This is a genomic window from Tabrizicola sp. T74 (assembly GCF_057219935.1).
In genome coordinates this window covers 164,994-181,651 of the sequence record NZ_JBXVVT010000005.1, presented here as the reverse complement: position 1 = coordinate 181,651, position 16,658 = coordinate 164,994, and the positions used below count along the sequence as shown (strand labels likewise).

Here is a 16,658-nt window from a genome sequence, read left to right as displayed (position 1 = left end):
AAGCGGTTTGTAGGGTGCGCTTCAGCCTACCTCACCGGCGATGACGGTGCAGGGTCGGAGCGGCAGTTTCAGCACGCGGATACCGGCGGGTTTGAGCGCGGATTTGAGGCGGTCGGAGAGGAAGATGCGGCCATAGTAGCGTGGGTCGATCCAAAGGTCGGCGCCTTGCGCAGCTGCGGCATGAACAGCAAGAACATCTTCTTGAGCTACGCGGGAACTCCAGGTTCGCCCAGAAAGACTTGGCTTCACATTCTCCGACAACTCCGGGATCACCGTCTTCTTGTTCGCGGTGATGTGCAGGATGAACCAGCGCCCCGGTCGAAGGGTCTTCTGGTCATTCTCGTACAGTGGCACCTCGTGGATCAGAGACGTGCCCATGTCGAAGCCGTCAAGAAGATCGCGGAGCTTTTCGGAGATCAGGAGGAGGCCGTTGGTTATCATAGCAAGATCGGGAGTCTTGGCCTTGTAGTCATCCTTAAGGTCTCGATAAGCGAAGAAGAGATACTCAGGAATAAGATCTACTGGCAGCGGTTTGCCATCTGGGTACTTGAACCCTTTCGAGCCTTCGACCCGACGCTGCAACGTGCTGTTTGGAATACGATAGTCGATGTAGCGGAGATTGATCGTGTGATCCGTAAACGTCGTGTTCCAGATCTTCGGGAGCGCGTCGGTCATAGGGATCCTCGGCCAATGTGAATGTGCTTGGGAAGCGGTTTGTAGGGTGCGCTTCAGCCTACCTCACCGGCGATGACGGTGCAGGGTCGGAGCGGCAGTTTCAGCACGCGGATACCGGCGGGTTTCAGAGCGGATTTGAGGCGGTCGGAGAGGAAGATGCGGCCTCGGAAATTCGCGTCGATCCACAGGTCTGCGCCTTGGGCGGCATCGGCGCGCACGGCCAGAACATCATTCTCGCGGGCAGCTTTCCATTTGCAGCTACCCACGACCGTCTCTTCCACATTCTCCGACAACTCAGGGATCACCGTCTTCTTGTTCGCGGTGATGTGCAGGATGAACCAGCGCCCGGGGCGACGCGTCTTCTGGTCATATTCGTAAAGCGGCACTTCGTGGATCAGCGTCGTACCAAGATCAAAGCCCGCCAGCAGATCGCGGAACTTCTCGGAGATCAGGAGGAGACCACCTTCCATCATGATTAGATCGGGAGTCTTGGTCTTATAGTCTTCTTTGTGATCCCGATATTTGAAGAAAACGTAATCGGGCACGAGATTGGGTTCTAACGGAATACCGTCCGGATACAGAAAGGCTCTTGAGCATGCCGCTCTGCGCGGCACAGTGTTGTCCGCAAGGTGGAAGTCAATGTACCGCAGGTTGATCGTGTGATCCGTAAACGTCGTGTTCCAGATCTTCGGAAGCGCGTCGGTCATCGGGATCCTCGTCCGCTCCATCGGTTAGGGTCTACCCCCCGATCAGCGCCCCGCGGGATTTGAGCGCGGTCAGCCAGCCCAACCCCTGCGCGGTGCCCTTCGCGGGGCGGTACTCTCCGGCGATCCAGACATGGGCGCAGTGGGCGTCGACCGCATCGCAGAGGTCGGGCAAGGAAAACCCGCCGCCGCCCGGTTCGTTGCGGCCGGGAAAGCCCGCGATCTGGATGTGGCTGATCCGGTGGCGGTGGTCGGCCCAGACCTGCCCCGCGTCACCATGCAGCCGCGCGGCGTGCCAGAGGTCGAACTGCAGCCCGATCCGGGGATTGGCGAGGTCGTCGATGATCCGGGCCGCCTGGTCGTAGTCGTTCAGGAAATAGCCCGGCATGTCGTCGGGGTTCAGCGGCTCCAGCGTCAGCCTCAGGTCCGGGGCCTGCTCCAGCGCCCAGGCCAGGTTCTCGAAATAGGCCTGTTCGGCCTGCGGACCCTTGGCGACGCCCGCCATGACGTGGACCGAGGCAGCATTCAGCCGGGTGGCATACTCGGCGGCGCGCAGGAAGCTGTCGCGAAAGCGCAGCTCCATCCCCGGGACGGCGGCAAAGCCCCGGTCACCGCTGGCCCAGTCGCCCGGCGGCGTGTTGATCAGCGCGAGCGCCATCCCGTTCAGCGCGCGCTCCCATTCGGCCATCGGCTGGTCATAGGGGAACAGCACCTCGACCCCGTCGAAGCCGCAGCGGGCGGCCCAGTCGGGGCGGTCGAGCATCGGGACTTCGGTGAAAAGGAGGGTCAGGTTGGCGGCGAAGCGGGGCATTTCGATCAGGGCAATTCCGAAGAAGGGATGACCGGGAAGAACTGCCCCGAGGACCATATTCCGAACCACTTATGCCCGTCGTGGTCCTCATGGCAACAAAGATCGATCAAGCGGTAAAAGGATTTCCGGTCGATCAGGGCCCAAAGATTGCTGCGGATCAGGATATAGGGTGCGGGCTCGCCGGTGGTCAGGTCACGCTCGACCCGGAGGGGATGGTCGGGGCCAAGCACCGCGACGTCCTCGGTCTTGGTGATGAAGGTCAGGGTCTGGTCCCGGCCCTGGCCCTGCACCTCGAAGTCCTGGGCCAGCAACGGCGCGTCGTCGACAGTGATCCCGACCTTTTCCACCGGAGTGACCAGGAAATAGGCGTCCCCTTCGCGCTTGAGGATCGAGGAGAAGAGCTTGACGAGCGGCGCCCGACCGATGGGGGTGCCGAGGTAGAACCAGGTGCCGTCACGCGCAATGCGCATGTCGATGTCGCCGCAGAAGGGCGGGTTCCACAGATGCACCGGCGGCGCGCCCTTGGCACTTGCGGCCTTGGCAGCCGCGGCAAGCGTATCGGCGTTGGGTGCGGGCATGGACGGGCACTCTAGCGGCAAGGCATCCGGACGCAATCGGGCATCGGACCGGGCTGGCATCACAAACCCGCCAGCCCGAGTTCCGTTCCCTGTGTCCGGACGGGCCTAGCGGCGGCGGTCGCGCCGGGCGCTCATCGGCTGGAAGGCCACGCCGACATGCGCCTCACAGTAGGGTTTGCCGGGCAGCGAGGGCAGGCCGCAGAACCAGAAGTCCTCGGTCGCCGGGTCGCCGATCGGCCACTTGCAGGTCCGCTCGGTCAGTTCCATCAACGTCAGCTTCTTCGCGCGCTTTTCCACTTCGCGGACGGAGGCCAGCGCCTCGGGGCTGATCTCGTTCAGGCTGGGCTGCGGCGGCAGGGGCTGGCCCGCCGGGATGATCGCCTTGCGCACGGGCAGGGGCGTGACGTTCGACGCCGTAGCGGCAGCCGGGGCGGCCGGGGCGGGTTGGCGCGGAGCCTCGGCGCGCGGGGCGGGTTCCGGGCGTGCAGCCGGTTCCGGCTTGGCCGCCGCCGGGGCCGGGGCGGGTGCCGCCTCGTCCTCGTCATCCTTGCCGCCGACCCGGTTCGACAGGCCCAGCCGGTGCACCTTGCCGATCACCGCATTGCGGGTCACCCCGCCCAGTTCCTTGGCGATCTGGCTGGCCGACTGGCCCTCGTTCCACATGCGCTTGAGCGTCTCGACCCGCTCATCCGTCCAGGACATCCCGTTCTCCGCCATTCAGAAGTTGCCGGGCATTCTATCCGCCCGGGGCAGGGGGCCGCAAGGGCGGGCAAGCGAAAGGGGGCTCAGGCCCCGTCTTCCGCCCATTCGACCATCACGATCCCGGTCGTCTCGACCCCGCCGGTGCCGGTATACAGCCCCCGGGCCGGGGTGTTTTCGGCTTCCGTGAGCACCCAGCTCACCTGACAGCCCAGCTTGCGCCCCTCGTCCCGCAGTGCCAGGACCAGCGCCCGGCCGATCCCCTGGCGCTGGGCCGCGTCGTTCACGCCCACCTCTTGCACGAACAGGTTGCGCGGCTTGTCGGGGTGATCCAGCACCGTTCCGCTGGCGAAGCCCACGATCCAGCCATCGCGTTCGGCGACCATCAGGATGTTGCGCGGATCGGCGGCGTCGGGGCTGCCCAGGAACTGCCGAGTGCCCTCACGCGTTGCGGGCAAGTCGAAGACATCCGCCGCCAGCACCTGCTCGGCCTCGCCCGGGTCCACCCGCCTGATCCGCCAGTCTGCCATGCTGCGCCCCTGTCATGTTGCCGTCTCTGACAGGTGCAAGCCTAACCCCGCCCGGGCCTGTCAACCAAGGCTTGCCTGACTTGTGCGAAGCCCGCACCGGCCTATCTTGCCCCAAAGGAGACCGCCATGCCGCTGACGACGCATCCGAATCCCGACCTGACGGTCCAGCCCGACGGCTATACCCACTGGAATTCCGCCCCGAACCGTCGCCACGGCTTTCACAACCTGCACCGGCTGACCCGCTATGCGCAAAGCTACCGGGCCGCGCGGGTGTTGGACCTGCGGCTGGCGACCGACACGACGATCCCGCTGCGAGAGGATGTGCAGCGGCTGACCGGCCTGCCCTGGTTTTCGGCCATGGCGGTGACCGAAGGCAACCGCGTCCTATTCGAGCGCTACGCCCCGGATTTCGGACCTGACCGGCCGCATTCGATCATGTCGATTTCCAAGATGTCGACCAACCTGATCACCGGCCGGCTGTGGGAGGATGGCAAGCTGAATCTCGACGAACCCATCGGCGCGATCCTGCCCTGGATCGGTGCCGGGTATCGGGACGCGAGCCTGCAGGACGTGCTGAACATGAACGTGAAGAACGGCTATGACGAGGATTACAGCAATCCCGCCTCGACCGTCTTCCAGCACGAGGCCGTGTCCGGCATGCGCCTGTCGGACGGGCCAGAGCCTGCGGACCGCGACTTCATCGCCGGGATCGGTCTTGCGCCCGGCGCGCGGGATACGGTGAACGACAGCGGCAGCTACCTGTACAAAAGCGCCAACACCGACGTGCTGGCCTTCGCCGCCGAGGCGCGGGGCGGGCGGCCCCTGGGCCTGTGGCTCGCCGATCTCGCCGATGCCGCGGGGGTCGAAGGCGCGCTGCATGTCCTGACCGACCGCACCGGCTTTCCGCTTCTGAACGGCGGGATCTGCCTGACGGCGCGCGACCTCTGCCGCTATGGCGCGATGTTCGTCCGGATGGGGGCGGGCGTGGTTGGGCAGGCCTATGGGTCAGCCGAGTTCATTCGCCGGACCCAGTCCGGTGGCGTCCGCATGGCCCCCCCGCGCGAGCATCTGCGCTATTCGAACCAGACCAACACCGACGGTACCTGGGTCGGGCATGGCGGCTATGGCGGACAGTACATGGTGGCCAATCCCGCGACAGGCCGGGTCGCGGCGTTCTTCTCGGTGCTGGATGACACTTCGGGCTACGTGCAGGACTACTACCCGCCGATCATCGCCATGCTGGCCGCGATCTGCGCCGGAAACTGACGCTAGCCCCGCAACCGCAAGGCCCGCGCCTCGGCATTCCTGACGATGGGAAAGGCCGCGCGGCGGCGGATCAGGTCGGCTTCTGGGACAATGCCGATCAGGGCAGCACGCTCGGCCGCGGTCAGGGCCGCAAGGCCCGAAGGACCCGGGTGAAAGCTCTCCGACAAGGCCCCTTCGGCCAACAACACCTCATGCCGGTCGCACAGCAGGATGACGTAGTCGAGCCCTTCCTGCGGCAAGGCCAGGCGCGCGGTCTGGTCGTCGACCAGCGCCTGGGCCGAGACCAGCACGCGGTCCTCGCCGAAATAGACCGCGGCGCGCCAGTCGTCGATCAGCATGCGCTGTTGCGGCGAGACCGAAAGCGGGCGGCCATTGCCGATGGTCCCGGGGGCAAAGGCGACGGGCCGCAGGCCGGGATGGGCCAGAAGGTCAAGGGCCGCAACTGACCGGCGCCCGACCCAGCGCAGCGGGCGCGAGCCATTGGCCAGCGTCGTCACCAGATCGCCCACCGCCAGATCGCCCGCCGGTCGCGGCCCGTCTGGCGTGTCGATCAGCGTATCGGCGGCGAAACCCGCCAGCGCCTGGGGATCTTCCGGAGGGTCCGCCACGGCACCGTCCCCGGTCCAGCCCGCCGTCTTGCCGAGGGCGACCACCTTGCCGTCGAACCGGATCAGGAACAGGCCCCGGCGGCGCGGCACGGCCTCGACCTGCACCCGCCGTGCTGCTGGCCAGTCCGTCCCGGCCAGGACCGTGGGCTCGGCAAGGACCAGGCCTTCGGGGCCGTCGCTTACGGCAAGCTCGACCGGCGCGGCCTTTGGCAGGAACTCCGGCTCCGCCACGGCGAGGCGCGCAGCCCAGCCTTTCGCCGCCCCGGCCTTCGGCACGGCGAACTGGTCCAGCGCAAACACGCTGACCAGGATGCGCGATGCAGTGATGCCTGTCCCGGACACTCGGCTTCTCGTTGGCCTGCTGACAAGGGACGCCGCGCGCCCCGGATTTACCCCAATCTGCCTTGCCAGCGTTTACAGGTCATTTCCAGCGAAAAGCGGTCGAGGGCCGGACGGACCGTCGGCCTGCAGGAATCCGCTTTACCGAAGGTTCCAATCCCGCTATGCCCCTTGGCATGACCGCTGGACCCCATATCGCGAATATCCTGCGCCGACGCCGTCGCGCCTGACGCCTGTCCCGCCGTCATGGGCGCTTCGGCGCCTGCCCTTTCCCCAAGTTGACATGGCCACTGCCCTCGGGCACCCATTGGCTTTCAGTTCAAGGACCCCGTCCCATGATCCCCTCTGTCCTGCCGACCTACAACCGCGCACCCCTGTCCTTCGTGAAGGGCGAGGGCAGCTGGCTTTGGGCCGAGGATGGCCGCCGATACCTTGACCTCAGCTCGGGCATCGCGGTGAATGCGCTGGGGCATGCCCATCCTGCGCTGGTGGCGACGCTGACCGAACAGGCGCAGAAGCTCTGGCACGTGTCGAACGTCTACACGATCCCGGAACAGGAGCGGCTGGCGAAGCTGCTGACCGAGAACACCTTCGCCGACACGGTGTTCTTCACCAACTCGGGCACCGAAACCGCGGAACTCGCGATCAAGATGGCGCGCAAGCACCATTACGACGCGGGCCACCCCGAACGGGTGGAGATCGTGGCCTTCGAAGGCGCGTTCCATGGCCGCTCCACCGGTGCCATCGCGGCGGCGGGGTCGGAAAAGATGGTCAAGGGTTTCGGTCCCCTCATGCCGGGCTTTGTCCATCTGAAATGGCCGACCAATGACGCCGACCACGCCGCGATCCGCGCGGCCATAACGGACAAGACCTGCGCCGTCATCATCGAGCCGATCCAGGGCGAGGGCGGCATCCGCCCGGTCCCCGACCAGTGCCTGAAGGGCCTGCGCGATCTGTGCGACCAGACCGGCACGCTTCTCATCTTCGACGAGGTGCAATGCGGCATGGGCCGGACGGGCCGCCTCTTCGCCCACGAATGGGCGGGGGTCACGCCGGACATCATGATGGTCGCCAAAGGGATCGGCGGCGGCTTCCCCCTGGGCGCGGTCCTTGCCACCGAACGCGCGGCGTCGGGCATGACGGCAGGGACCCACGGCTCCACCTACGGCGGCAACCCCTTGGGCTGTGCCGTGGGCGCGAAGGTCACCGAGATCATCTCCGACCCCGCCTTCCTGGCCGAGGTCGCCCGCAAGGGCGCGCTGATGCGCCAGGGCCTGGAATCCCTCGTCGCCCACCACCCGCAGGTGTTCGAGGCGGTGCGCGGTGAAGGCCTGATGCTCGGCCTCAAGTGCAAGCCCGCACCCACGGAAGTGGTCAAGGCCGGCTACGAATCCGGCGTCCTGACCGTCGCCGCCGCCGACAACGTCCTGCGCCTCCTGCCCGCGCTGAACATCCCGGACGCCGACATTGCCGAGGCCCTCACCCGTCTCGACCAGGCCGCCACCCATCTGGAGAAGGCCGCCTAAGCCCTTTCTCTTCCCCAAATATCCCACGGGGGTCCGGGGGTGTGAAACCCCCGGCTCTCCGGGTCCAAAAAGCGAAACGACATGAACCACTTCCTCGACATCCACAAGACCGACCCAGCCCATCTGCGGGCCATGATCGACACTGCGCAGGCGATGAAGACCGCGCGGAACGGTCGCCCGAAAGGCTCACCCGACGACCACCAGCCGCTGAAGGGCCACATGGTCGCGTTGATCTTCGAAAAGCCCTCCACCCGCACCCGCGTCAGCTTTGACGTCGGCGTCCGCCAGATGGGCGGCGAGACGATGGTGCTGTCGGGCAAGGAAATGCAGCTTGGCCACGGCGAGACCATCGCTGATACGGCGCGGGTGCTAAGCCGCTACGTCGACCTCATCATGATCCGGACTTTCGAGGAGGCGACGCTCCTCGAAATGGCCGAACACGCCACGGTGCCCGTCATCAACGGCCTGACGAACCGCACCCATCCCTGCCAGATCATGGCCGATGTGATGACCTATGAGGAACACCGTGGCCCCATCGCTGGCCGCAAGGTCGTCTGGTGCGGCGACGGGAACAACGTCTGCGCCTCTTTCCTGCATGCCGCAGGCCAGTTCGGTTTCGACTTCACCTTCACCGGGCCCGAGACGCTGGACCCCGAAGACAAGTTCGTGGCCTTCGCTCGGGAAAAGGGATCGAAGATCACCATCCAGCGCGACCCGTTCACTGCTGTCGAAGGCGCGGACCTGGTGGTCACCGACACCTGGGTCTCGATGCACGACCCCGAAAGCGCGAAGGAACGCCGCCACAACCAGCTGCGCCCCTATCAGGTGAACGAACAGCTGATGTCCCGGGCCAAGCCCGACAGCCTCTTCATGCACTGCCTTCCCGCGCATCGCAACGACGAGGCGACGAGCGCCGTGATGGACGGCCCGCACTCGGTCATCTTCGACGAGGCCGAAAATCGCCTTCACGCCCAGAAGGCGATCATGCGCTGGTGCCTCGGGGTCTGACCCCGGGCCATCCGTCCAGGATCAACGCCGGAAGGGCCAGGCAAACTGGCGCAGGAACTCGGGCGGGACCGGGTCTCCGGCGATTCCGGTTTCCGGCGGCCAGTCGCGCGCCGGCAGGTGGAAGGTCCCGAAAAGCCGGTCGATCCAGGGGAAATGCACAGCAAAGTTCTTGTCCACCGGCACCACCGCGTGATGCCAGTGATGAAAGCGCGGGAGCACCAGAAGCTGGTTCAGGACCGGCACGTCAAAGCGGAGGTTGACGTGATTCAGCGTCGCCTGCACCGCGATGATGACCAGCCAGATGTACAGCGCCTGTTGCGAAAAGCCGATCACCAGAAGCGGCGTCAGGGTCAGCCCGCGTGTGACGATGATGTCCACCACATGCAGCCGCGACCCGGCCAGCCAGTCCAGCTGCCGCGAGGAATGGTGGATCGCATGAAACGGCCAGGCCCAGCGGATGCGGTGAAACCCCCGGTGCACCCAGTACTGCGCCAGATCGGCGACCAGCATCACGCAGAAGACCTCTACCACCAGCGGCAGCCGGTCCGGGTTCAGGCCGGACACCTGGGCATGGATCGTCTGTGCGATCACCGTCGCGGGCAGAAGCGTGAAGAAGGTCATCAGCTCGACCGCGACATGGCTGACAAGGAAATAGATCCCGTCCGTCGTCCACCCCGGCCGGAAGATCCCCTGGTCCCGGTTGAGCGGCAGCGCCCGCTCCAAGGGCACGAAGATCAGCGCCAGAAGGACCACGTTCAGCACGAACCAGTCGACGCCCACCCGGAACAGCGCATCGCCCCCGCCAACCTCGACAGCACTGCCGCCGCTCAGGACTGCCGCCATGCAGAAGACGAGGCCTGCCAGGCCCAGCCGTTTCGACGGGCGCAGGATCACGTTGATGGCCGAAAACAGGAACCCGGCCATGATCGCCAGCGCCAAGAGCGCGCGCATCGTCTCGACCGGATAGCGGGGGGCGGTTTCGGACAGGGTCAGCCACTGGGGATAGTGGAACACCAGAACCGCAACAAAGCTGCCGAACGACAGGAAGAGGCCAAGGAGGCCCGAATACCAGCCGGTGCCAAAGTGCTTGGGCAGCCGGTCGCCCAAGAGGTCCTCGGCCGCCTGGTCAAGCCAGGTCTTCTGCGGATCGGGTGGCTCGGACTCGGTCATGGCACACTCGTCTGTGCAGTGGTACGCGAACGCGGGTCTTCGGCCATCCAGCCTGCCGAGTGTAGGCCCGGACCGGACGCCATCGCAAGCGAGCATCAGCCGTTCCGTCCGCCCGGGGGGCGAGACGTGGCAAAGGTGCCGGATTTTCCAGCTGATCCCACCACTCGACGCGTGCAGGCCCACCGGCTAGGATTCGTGCGAAATGCCCAAGGGAGGCCCCATGCACCGCCGTTCCGTTGCCGTCTTCGACCGTTTCCTCAGCGCGCTTTCCACCATCCTCGACAAGGCCGAGGCGCATTGCACCGCGAAGAACATCAAGCCCGAGGTGATCCTTGCCGCGCGGCTGTTTCCGGACATGTTCCCGCTGGTCAAGCAGGTCCAGCTTGCCTGCGACTTCTCGGCCCGCTGCACTGCACGGCTGGCGGGGGTCGAACCGAAAGGCTTTCCCGACACCGAGACCACCTTTGCCGAGCTGAAGGACCGCATCAGTGCCGCGCGGGGCTACATGGGCAGCTTCCAGGCAGCGGATTTCGCCCATGCCGAGACGCGCGACATCCACTTCAAGGCCGGGGGCCGCGACATGGTGCTGAAGGGGGATGAGTTCCTGTCCTTCTATTCCCTGCCGCAGTTCTTCTTCCACCTGACCACCGCCTACGACATTCTCCGCGCAAACGGGGTCGAGCTTGGCAAACGCGACTACATGGGCGCGCCATGACCCGCGCAGTGCTGGTCATCGACATGCAGGAAGGCATGGCCGACCGCATCCGTGCCGGCCGCCCGACCGCCACCCCCGACGCGCCGGGCCGGATCGCCGCCCTTCTGGCTGGCGCGCGCGCCGATGGCACGCCGGTCATCCATGTCCTGCACGACGACCCGAACCCGGCCTCGCCCTTCCGCAAGGGGGAACCAGGGGCGGAACCCATGCCCTGCGCCGTCCCCAAGACGGGCGAGGCAGTGTTCTGGAAACACGGCTCATCCGCCTTCCACGGCACCGGGCTCGATGCCCACCTGAAGGCAAAAGGCATCACCGAGCTGGTCATCGCCGGGGCCGTCGCGGCCTTTTGCGTGACCTCGACGGTCCGGCAGGCCTCGGACCTTGGCTACCGGGTGCTGCTGCCACAGGACGCGCTTCTGGGCTTTGACCTGCCTGCCCATGACGGCGGCCAGTTGGACGCAGGCACCGTGTTCCGCGTCACGCTGTCCCTTCTTGGCGCCGACTTTGCGACGCTGACCACAGTCGGGGACCTGGCGCCTCAGGCGGCCTGAGGCGAGGCGGGCGGCAGCACCTTCGCCCCGTCCGCATCCGCCGCCCGTGCGGCCAAGAGGGCGACCACCACCAGGACCAGTGACAAGGCGGCATAGGTCGGGCGGAAGCCGACATGTTCGGCCACGAAGCCGATGCTCGACGGCGCGACCAGGATGCCGCAGTAGCCCACCATGGTGACGATGGAGATCGCGCTGGCCGAGGGCAGGCGCGGATGGTTTCCGGCGGCGGAAAACAGGATCGGCACCATGTTCGCGATCCCGAGGCCTGCCACGAAGAAGCTGACGATCACCACCCAGTCATAGGGCGCGACGGCCCCGCCCATCATCCCGGCCGCGCCCAGAAGGCCCGAGATCCGCAGCGTCCTGACCGCGCCAAAGCGGTTGCGCACCGTGTCGCCCAGGAACCGCATCAGCGCCATCGCCCCGGCAAAGAAGGCGAACCCCAGGCCCGAGACAAAGACATCGGACCCCAGTTCCTTCTGCATGTAGATCGCCGCCCAATCCAGCACCGCGCCTTCGGGCACCATCGAGGCGAGCGCGAGGAATCCCAGAAGCCAGACGTGGAAGTCCTTCGGGAAGAGTTTTGTCTTCTGTGCCGGCGCGGCCTCGGTCACTGGCACCCGCGGGGCGTCGGGTAGCAGGAACGGCATCGCCGAGAGGACGATCACCGCGACCACCCCGGCGGTCAACAGAGATTGCACCTCGGACCCCCAATGCGCGATCACCCAGGCCCCGGCCGAGCCGCCGAAAAAGCCGCCCAGGCTCCAGAACCCGTGGGACGAGGACATGATTGCCTTGTGGAGCCGCCGCTCGATTTCGACCGCTTGCGCGTTCATCGCCACGTCCATGCAGCCCGCCATCGCGCCGAAGACCGCCATGAACAGCGCCAGAAGCCACAGGTTCGGCGAAAAGACCACCATCGGCAGCACCGGGATCAGCGCCAGCGAAAACAGCGCCAGGACGCGTCGCCCGCCGTACAGGCTGATCAGCCGCCCCGCGAACAGCATAGCCGACACCGCGCCAAAGCCCAGGACCAGGATCAAAAGGCCCAGCACCGATTCCGTGACCTGGTGGCGGGGCATAAGAAGCGGAATCTGCGGGGCCCAGGCCCCCATGACAAAGCCGTTGGCCAGGAACATCGCCGCCACCGCCCACCGCGCGCGCCGCGCCTGACCATCCGCCTGCATCTTCTGTCCCTCGATTGTTAGCGCCGGTCATATGCCGCTTGCAGGCAAGGGGAAAGGGGCCGCCGATCAATCCCTGTTGCAGCCTTGTAAGGATTCCCGACCCCGCCGTCGGGATTGCCTGCACTGCCAACACCCCGCCGCCATGCTTCACTCCCCGGCAACAAACCCGGTCCCCAATGTCCCGCATCGCGCTTCTGAACCCACGCCACCGATCCATCGGCAGCCGCGTCCCGGGCGAGCTTCTGCCGCCCCTCGGCCTTCTCCGCATCGGCGGCCCGCTGATCGACGCCGGTCACCAGGTCCGCCTGATCAACGCCGACATGGCCCCCAGGTCGCTGCCTGCGATCCTGCACCCTGCCCGGCCCGACCGCGTGCCAGTTCTGGGGGCAAGAGGAGTTGCCGGAACAGGCGCTGTCCCGGGCACATCTACACTGGGCCCGTGTTGCCACTCAGCGATAGCGCCTGGGCACCGTCTTCGCGATGTTCGACGAGATATTGGCCGCACTCCACCCCGTCAGCTTGCGCAGTAGGGCGGCCTCTTCCTTGATCCGCTTGCGGGTCTCGGCCACATAGTCCTGCCCCTCGGCGCAAGTGATCTCGCCCTTGAACGGGTGGTTCAGGACATAGCGGCCCTGGAAATTCTCGCGGTTGTCGGTCACCGCGAACTTCAGGTCCTCGAAGAAGCCTGACTGCGAATAGCGGATGTGCAGGCGGGTGACGAAGACGTTTGGTGTCGCGGCCTCGGACTTCCGCACCCAGTCGACGCCCAGCTCCTTGAACTCGGCATGGGAGAGGGGGTCGTCGGCGCAAGGGTCGCACCAGGCCATGTCCCAGGCATATTCCAGGAAGGCCCCGTTCTGGCCCGCCGCCTTGTCGAACATCGCCCGGTAGAACTGCGGAAAGACCTGGGCCACGAACACCGGCACGTTCACATCCGACGGGATTTCCTTGGTCATGTAGTTGGTCAGCACCGTCCGCCCCTTGCGGTTCAGCGCCAGCACGATCAGGTCCTGCGGACCGTCGCCGTTCAGCTTACCCAGCTGGATCGGCAGCATGAAGTCCTTCGACCGAAAGCGGATCTGCAGCGGCTCCAGCTCCTGCTCGGCCCCGGCGGAATGGCGCGACAGGTTGACCTTCGCCACGAAGAACTTCATCCCGCCGTTGATGTAGCCCGCCAGCGCCGCCTCGGCCCCCTCGGGCAGCTTGTAGCCCTCACCGCGCAGGAATTCGGCCAGCCCGTCCGACTGCCGGGCCGACAGCATCTGGATGTCATAGGACCCGACCGCGAACTCGCGCTCGATCTTCACCCCCAGCGCCCGGGCCCCGTCGCGGCGTTCCGTGCGGGTCGGGCCATCCTCTATCGCAAACTCCACCGCCGGCTCATAGACGACCTGATTGCACGGGTCTTCCTCAAAATACTCCACCAACCTTGGCGCGGTATAGCGGTCCAGATGCGCCACCGTCTCGGGTGACACCGTCGTCACCTGGTTGCGGTTCAGCACGCCCGGCGTCGGCACGATCATCGCGAACTCCGCCGGATCGCCGCGATAGTCCGAGGACATGGTGATGACCGAGGTGTCGTTGACCCGTGTGTAGACCACCATCGAGGCTCGGTTGAACAATTCCCCATCCGCCCGCGCGACGTAGAAGCCGCAGAAGGCCTGGGCGGCGGGGGCGATCAGGGTCAGGACGGCGGCAAACAGCAGGCGGGGCAGGGGGCGCATGAAGGGCTCCTATGAAATGCACTATCCCGGAAGGCTGCCCCCGCCCCAGGTGCTATGCAATGACAAAGCCGCTTTGGCCTTGCCCATGTCCCAAATACTCGATGCGGTCGCTCCTGCCATGCGTTCCGCAAACCGCCCTCAGGTCGCCCTCGGCTTGGCCCGTAGCGTCGGCTCGGCCACCGTCGGGTCCTCCGGCCAGGGATGCCGCGGATAGGCCCCTCGCATGTCCTTCCGCACGTCGGCATATGAGGTCGCCCAGAACCGCGGCAGGTCGGTCGTCACCTGCACCGGGGCTCTCGCGGGGGACAAAAGCGTGACCCGGACCGGCAGCCGCTTGGCACCCACAACAGGATGCACTGTCACCCCGAACATCTCCTGCAGCCTCACCTCGATCGACGGGACCTCGCCCTCATAGTCGATCGGGATCTTCCGCCCCAAAGGTGTCTCGAAACTGCCCGGCACCAGCCGGTCCATTTCGGCCAGCCGGTCCCATCCGATCAGCCCCTGCAGCGCGGGCACCAGATCGAATCCCCGGATATCCGCCTCGGTCCGCACGCCAGAAAGATGCGGCAAGAGCCACTCCTCGGCACTGGCCAGAAGCTCTGCATCCTCCACCCCAGGCCACCCCTCGCCCCGCGCCAGCCGCGCCCGCGCCCTGAGGCGCCGTGCGGCAGGAGACCAGGGCAGCCCCAACATCCGAACCCCCTCAAGCGCCGCCTTCGCTACCGCTTCGACAGGCGCATCCCAGTGCCGGTCATCCAGCACCAGGGCCCCCAGCCGCTCCTGCCGGCGCGACACGACCCGCCCCTCGCGCCTTGACCATTCGCAGACCTCGACCCAGGCGATCCGGTCGGCATAAAGCCCCCGCACCTTCGCCTCGGAAATCGCCACCGCCTGCCGCACCGCCGCTTCGCGCGCATCGCCGTCAAGGTCCGTCGCCACGATCAGCCGCGCACCCGACAGCGCCAACCCCGGCGCCATCGCCGCGCCCTTGCCCCCCGACAAGACCCACCGCGGCGCCTCGCCCTTGCGCCGCAGCCCGATCCGGTCCGGATAGGCCAGCGCCGCCATCTCGGCGAGGGACAGGCCCGTCCGTTCCCCTTTCGGCGCCGATGCCGCCAGCCGTTTCTCCTCGGCCCGCACCCGCTCCACCACGCCCCGGTCCGCCTCCGGCCCCGGCCGCGCCACCGCCTGCATCCGCAGCGCAAGGTCCGGCCCCGCCCCCCGCAGCGGGTCCCGCTCGGCCAAAAGCGCGGCCAAGGTCGCCGCCTCTGGCCCCGCAACCGCCAGCATGTGCCCCAGCCGGGGGTGCAGCGGCAGCGCCGCCAGCACGCGACCATGCGCGGTGATGTGGCCCTTCTCGTCCAGCGCCCCCAACCCCTGCAACAGGCTGCGCGCCTCGGCCAGGGGTCCCGCAGGCGGCGGCGTCAGGAACGGCAGCTCCGTCCCGCCCCACAGCGCCAGTTCCAGCGCCAGCCCCGCCAGATCCGCCACCTCGATCTCGGCAGGCGGGTAGGGGGCCAACCCTCCTTCCTCGCCCTTCGTCCACAGCCGGTAGCAGACCCCCTCCGCCACCCGCCCCGCCCGGCCCCGGCGCTGCTCGGCCTCGGCCTTCGTCACCCGCTCCGTCACCAGCCGCGACATGCCTGAGTTCGGATCGAACCGCGCCCGCCGCGCCCGGCCTGCGTCCACCACCACCCGGATGTCCGGCAGGGTCAGCGAGGTCTCGGCGATGGAGGTCGCCAGCACAATCTTCCGCCCCGGGGCTGTGGCCAGAGCCGCCCGTTGCGCAGCAAAGTCCATTGCACCGAACAGGGGTCGCACCGTCACCCCCGGCAGGCCGGAGAGCATCCCCTCCACCCGCCGGATCTCTCCCTCGCCCGGCAGGAAGACCAGCATCCCGCCTTCGGTCTCCTCCAACGCCGCCTTCACCGCGCCCGCAACCACCGCTTCCAGCCGCAAGGAGGGATCCGGCGGCTTCGGCAGCCACCGCGTCTCCACCGGGAACGCCCGCCCCTCCGAGGTCACGAGCGGCGCGGCGCCCATCAACGCCGCCACCGGCCCCGCATCCAGCGTCGCCGACATCACCAGCAGCTTCAGGTCCTCGCGCAGCGCGCCCCGCACCTCCAGGCACAGCGCAAGCCCAAGGTCCGCATTCAGCGACCGTTCGTGGAACTCGTCGAAGATCACGAGGCCAACACCCGCAAGCTCCGGGTCCGTCTGGATCATCCGCGTCAGGATGCCCTCGGTAACCACCTCGATCCGGGAGGCGCTTGAAACCTTCGCCTCCCCCCGGATGCGATAGCCGACCGTCCGCCCCACCGGCTCGCCCAGCGTCTCGGCCATCCGTTCCGCCGAGGCCCGCGCCGCCAGCCGCCGCGGCTCCAGGATCAGGATGCGCCCCGCGACCACCCCCCGCGCCAAGAGGTCCAAGGGCACCAGCGTCGTCTTCCCCGCCCCCGGCGGTGCCTGCAACACCGCCATCCCGCGACGGGTCAACGCCTCGGCAAGTTCAGGCAACACATGGGAAACCGGCAGCTCGATCATGCCCCGCTTATCGCGCGCAG

The 16,658-nt window shown here is 67.0% G+C and carries 16 protein-coding genes; 5 read left to right on the top strand and 11 right to left on the bottom strand.

Going from position 1 to position 16,658, the window contains the following annotated elements; genetic code table 11:
* Positions 1-21: 21 nt before the first annotated feature.
* From AC2EAL_RS15700 to AC2EAL_RS15675, 6 genes are all read right to left on the bottom strand, one after another.
* Positions 22-675 (bottom strand): hypothetical protein, encoded by a 654-nt coding sequence (locus AC2EAL_RS15700; protein ID WP_484725181.1) that lies wholly within the window; start codon positions 673-675, stop codon positions 22-24.
* A gap of 53 nt (positions 676-728) precedes the next feature.
* Entirely contained in the window at positions 729-1,382 is a 654-nt protein-coding gene (locus AC2EAL_RS15695) for an imm11 family protein (protein WP_484725180.1), read from the bottom strand.
* A gap of 31 nt (positions 1,383-1,413) precedes the next feature.
* Positions 1,414-2,190 carry a hydroxypyruvate isomerase family protein gene (locus tag AC2EAL_RS15690; RefSeq protein WP_484725179.1) on the bottom strand — a complete coding sequence of 259 codons (777 nt, stop codon included), beginning with the start codon at positions 2,188-2,190 and terminating at the stop codon, positions 1,414-1,416.
* A 5-nt stretch (positions 2,191-2,195) separates the two neighbouring features.
* Positions 2,196-2,768 carry a DUF1285 domain-containing protein gene (locus AC2EAL_RS15685; RefSeq protein WP_484725178.1) on the bottom strand — a complete coding sequence of 191 codons (573 nt, stop codon included), beginning with the start codon at positions 2,766-2,768 and terminating at the stop codon, positions 2,196-2,198.
* A 105-nt stretch (positions 2,769-2,873) separates the two neighbouring features.
* On the bottom strand, positions 2,874-3,470 hold the full coding sequence (locus AC2EAL_RS15680; RefSeq protein ID WP_484725434.1) for a GcrA family cell cycle regulator: 597 nt from the start codon (positions 3,468-3,470) through the stop codon (positions 2,874-2,876).
* Between the two features lie 83 nt (positions 3,471-3,553).
* Entirely contained in the window at positions 3,554-3,997 is a 444-nt protein-coding gene (locus tag AC2EAL_RS15675) for a GNAT family N-acetyltransferase (RefSeq protein WP_484725177.1), read from the bottom strand.
* A gap of 126 nt (positions 3,998-4,123) precedes the next feature.
* On the opposite strand from AC2EAL_RS15675, the gene AC2EAL_RS15670 reads away from it, so the two are divergent.
* Complete coding sequence (locus tag AC2EAL_RS15670; RefSeq protein WP_484725176.1) at positions 4,124-5,263, top strand: serine hydrolase domain-containing protein; 1,140 nt, start codon at positions 4,124-4,126, stop codon at positions 5,261-5,263.
* A 2-nt stretch (positions 5,264-5,265) separates the two neighbouring features.
* On the opposite strand, the gene AC2EAL_RS15665 is transcribed toward AC2EAL_RS15670, so the two are convergent.
* Positions 5,266-6,213 carry a Hint domain-containing protein gene (locus AC2EAL_RS15665; RefSeq protein ID WP_484725175.1) on the bottom strand — a complete coding sequence of 316 codons (948 nt, stop codon included), beginning with the start codon at positions 6,211-6,213 and terminating at the stop codon, positions 5,266-5,268.
* 332 nt (positions 6,214-6,545) lie between these two features.
* Between AC2EAL_RS15665 and AC2EAL_RS15660 the strand changes: the two genes are divergently transcribed.
* The gene (locus AC2EAL_RS15660; protein WP_484725174.1) at positions 6,546-7,736 is read left to right on the top strand and encodes an acetylornithine transaminase; all 1,191 of its coding nucleotides are present in this window, start codon (positions 6,546-6,548) and stop codon (positions 7,734-7,736) included.
* A gap of 81 nt (positions 7,737-7,817) precedes the next feature.
* Positions 7,818-8,744 (top strand): ornithine carbamoyltransferase, encoded by a 927-nt coding sequence (gene argF, locus AC2EAL_RS15655; protein ID WP_484725173.1) that lies wholly within the window; start codon positions 7,818-7,820, stop codon positions 8,742-8,744.
* Positions 8,745-8,765: 21 nt separating this feature from the next.
* Here the strand turns inward: argF and AC2EAL_RS15650 are convergent, their stop codons facing one another.
* Entirely contained in the window at positions 8,766-9,914 is a 1,149-nt protein-coding gene (locus AC2EAL_RS15650; RefSeq protein WP_484725172.1) for a sterol desaturase family protein, read from the bottom strand.
* 220 nt (positions 9,915-10,134) lie between these two features.
* Here AC2EAL_RS15650 and AC2EAL_RS15645 point away from each other — a divergent pair, with 220 nt between their 5' ends.
* Positions 10,135-10,629, top strand: a complete 495-nt coding sequence (locus AC2EAL_RS15645) for a DUF1993 domain-containing protein (RefSeq protein WP_484725171.1) — start codon at positions 10,135-10,137, stop codon at positions 10,627-10,629.
* Positions 10,626-11,180, top strand: coding sequence for a cysteine hydrolase family protein (locus AC2EAL_RS15640; protein WP_484725170.1), 555 nt, complete (start codon positions 10,626-10,628; stop codon positions 11,178-11,180). The genes AC2EAL_RS15645 and AC2EAL_RS15640 overlap by 4 nt, the downstream gene beginning before the upstream one ends.
* Here AC2EAL_RS15640 and AC2EAL_RS15635 read toward each other — a convergent pair.
* The 3 genes from AC2EAL_RS15635 to hrpB form a co-directional block, all read right to left on the bottom strand.
* Positions 11,168-12,367, bottom strand: a complete 1,200-nt coding sequence (locus tag AC2EAL_RS15635) for an MFS transporter (RefSeq protein ID WP_484725169.1) — start codon at positions 12,365-12,367, stop codon at positions 11,168-11,170. The genes AC2EAL_RS15640 and AC2EAL_RS15635 overlap by 13 nt on opposite strands.
* Before the next feature lie 449 nt (positions 12,368-12,816).
* The gene (locus AC2EAL_RS15630) at positions 12,817-14,091 is read right to left on the bottom strand and encodes a DUF2330 domain-containing protein (RefSeq protein ID WP_484725168.1); all 1,275 of its coding nucleotides are present in this window, start codon (positions 14,089-14,091) and stop codon (positions 12,817-12,819) included.
* 138 nt (positions 14,092-14,229) lie between these two features.
* Positions 14,230-16,638: an ATP-dependent helicase HrpB gene (hrpB, locus tag AC2EAL_RS15625; protein WP_484725167.1), complete on the bottom strand. Its 2,409-nt coding sequence runs from the start codon at positions 16,636-16,638 to the stop codon at positions 14,230-14,232.
* Between the last annotated feature and the right edge of the window lie 20 nt (positions 16,639-16,658).